Consider the following 2,535-nt stretch of genomic DNA (forward strand, 5'->3'; position numbering starts at 1 on the left):
GATATGTATATATTAATAATGTCGAAAAGCTCTTGGAATTCATGATCATTAAAATAAAAAACTAATTCCTTATGAATAGGTTGCACTTCATCATATAGTTTTTTCTTATAAACAAATAGATGCTTATCATTTTCAAATACATATTTATCATTATAATCAGCCATTACACTGTAGGTGTTACTTTCATCCCAACTGTATCCGTCTTTATCTCTTTGCTTTAAAGGTTGCATTTGAATGTTGTCATTTAAAGGATTACACCACATATATCTTAAAATCCAATTATATAAAATATAATCTTCGCCAGTTTTTGCTACGAAAACTGACACCACATCAATTTGCCTTTATATTCATTAATTAAGTACCTGACAGCACTATGGATTTCATTTATTTTTAGTAGCTTAGTTAATGTTATTTTAATTGAAACCCGTCGTACTCCAGGATAAGAAATATCCTGTTCCTCCGTAATACTGTAGGTACCATCCAATGATAAATTAATTTCTTTATATTTTTCTTTTAAATATTTAGCAACTGAAGGTAGTTCCGGATAAACAGTAGCTTTATTAATATTGTGTGCAGCATCTAATTCTTTCTTAATTGTTTCTTTATACTCATAAGGAACTGAGATTATAAGGGATGGTTTTATAGAATTGAGAGTTAATAAATCCTTTTGAATCTCTCCTTCTGATACTAAATTACCACAAATCACGAACGTTCCTTGTTGATTAAATAAACGGGTATTGGCTTCTTGTAATTTTGCAGTATAAGGCACAAAATAAGAACCGTTAACAATTTGTAAGATTTCATGGTGTTCAATTTGTTCATGAAAAGTTTGCTCATATAGGTGTTGGATATGACCAATCTGTAAGTCTTCTATAGTTGCAAGTAGACTTAGAAGTTGAATTTCTTTACTATTCAATTCCTTGGGTTGTTGAATAAAGATGTAAACAAGGCCAGGGCTTTCATCTTCAACATCCTCAACAGCAAAAAACAATGCATATAAGGGGTTTATCGTAACATCAATTAATCTTGTAGGAATTTCATAATGTTGCATTTTAGCTAAGTGCTCAAGTGGTGTTGAATACTTTTTAAACTCATCACTTTTAAGGTGAATAGCTTCTTGATATATGTTATGTTCATTAGACATATATCCAATATCTCTGGAAATACTAGAGCTTATATCTGGAAATCTTTTTAATTGGCCCCTATAAAAAATAGGTGAGTGTCCCTCATAACGTTTTAACTTTTTTTGAAATTCATCTATACTGATAGCTTGATCCAACTTGCTCACTCCTTTTCCGCGTAAATCACTTTAAAAGTAATTCTTCTTTATTTTAGCAAATTCTCTAAGTTCATTCTGATCTTTAACAGGAAGATCTCTATAAATATTTAATAATTCTGTTTCATTTACTGTTAAAGTACCAAGAAATCGGTTATTCATCTCATGATTAAATAATTTCTGTAAGTAAGTCATTGGTATGTTAAATTCTTTACTTAATTTTTCTTGCTCAGTATAAAGTGACTGCAATAACCGGCTTATTATTATTTGTAATGGAATTTTAGAATCATTTGGTAAGCATTTTTTTTTATTACCTGTTCCCTTAATTAACCAGTCAATTGTTACATTATATAGTTCACTAATACCAACTAAAGTTTCAATTGAGGGTTTATTTCTTCCAATTTCTAAATCACTTAACGACCCCTGGGACATACGAATCGTTTGCGCAAATTCCTTTTGCTTTAGTTTTGCTGCGTGTCTTGTTTTTTTTATTCTTTCCCCAATGTGCTCCATAATTACTTCTCCTCATAAAATTGATGTAATTGTTTCCATTTTATTGAAAGCAGTGTGCAAAGTAACTAAACCATTGTAGAATATCCTCATTACCGATATTAGACATCGGCTTCTAATGTATATAATAAGTGACATTTTTAAAATTAACATTATTGATTCAATATTCCTCACACTATCAATTTATTTACAGTTTTCATAGTTTTATACTTCAACTAGTATTTTTTTCTAGCAAATTGGAAAACATATTAGTAGGTCTATATTATAACTACGATTAATTAAAAGAGGTGAAAATTTGTTTAAGCCCATTCCTATAAAAAGAAGTGATCAATTTTATAGTAATTATTGGGTAGGGTACAGTCTCAAATTAATGAGGGAAGTTGATTTTTTTGGGGATCTACAGTATGAGTATTGGCTACAAGTAGAAACAGATCCAGATATTTCAGAATTTTGCGAAAGGCCCATAATTATAGATGGGGTTCTAGAAGGTAAAAGGAAAAAAACACAATTTGATATGTACCTAAAAAAGAGAGACGGGAAAAAGACTTTAGTTAAGATTCTATATTCTAGTAAACAAGATTCCCCATTAAGAGCACTTGAAAAACTCTATTGCGAAAAAAATGGATTTGAATATATATGTATTTCTGAATTAGATATTAGACAAAACCCTATTGCTCTTTCTAATAGAAAGCAGATCATTACGACTTTATGTAATAGAAAGCAACCAATAGATATAGATTTAAGGAAAC

3 protein-coding genes and 1 pseudogene are annotated in these 2,535 nt (G+C 29.7%); 1 reads left to right on the top strand and 3 read right to left on the bottom strand.

What is annotated here, in order from left to right:
* From JCM9140_RS24250 to JCM9140_RS22890, 3 genes and pseudogenes are all read right to left on the bottom strand, one after another.
* Positions 1-326, bottom strand: a pseudogene (locus JCM9140_RS24250) (hypothetical protein); the annotation flags it as partial.
* Positions 311-1,279 (bottom strand): FRG domain-containing protein, encoded by a 969-nt coding sequence (locus JCM9140_RS21755; RefSeq protein ID WP_052002496.1) that lies wholly within the window; start codon positions 1,277-1,279, stop codon positions 311-313. The pseudogene JCM9140_RS24250 and the gene JCM9140_RS21755, both read right to left, overlap by 16 nt.
* 30 nt (positions 1,280-1,309) lie before the next feature.
* Positions 1,310-1,789 carry a helix-turn-helix domain-containing protein gene (locus JCM9140_RS22890; protein ID WP_052002497.1) on the bottom strand — a complete coding sequence of 160 codons (480 nt, stop codon included), beginning with the start codon at positions 1,787-1,789 and terminating at the stop codon, positions 1,310-1,312.
* A 292-nt stretch (positions 1,790-2,081) separates the two neighbouring features.
* Here JCM9140_RS22890 and JCM9140_RS21765 point away from each other — a divergent pair.
* A partial coding sequence (locus tag JCM9140_RS21765; protein ID WP_034751726.1) for a PDDEXK family nuclease occupies positions 2,082-2,535 on the top strand: 454 nt, incomplete at its 3' end.

The organism is Halalkalibacter wakoensis JCM 9140 (genome assembly GCF_000513095.1).
In the GTDB taxonomy this organism is placed as follows: Bacteria; Bacillota; Bacilli; order Bacillales; family Bacillaceae_D; genus Halalkalibacter; species Halalkalibacter wakoensis.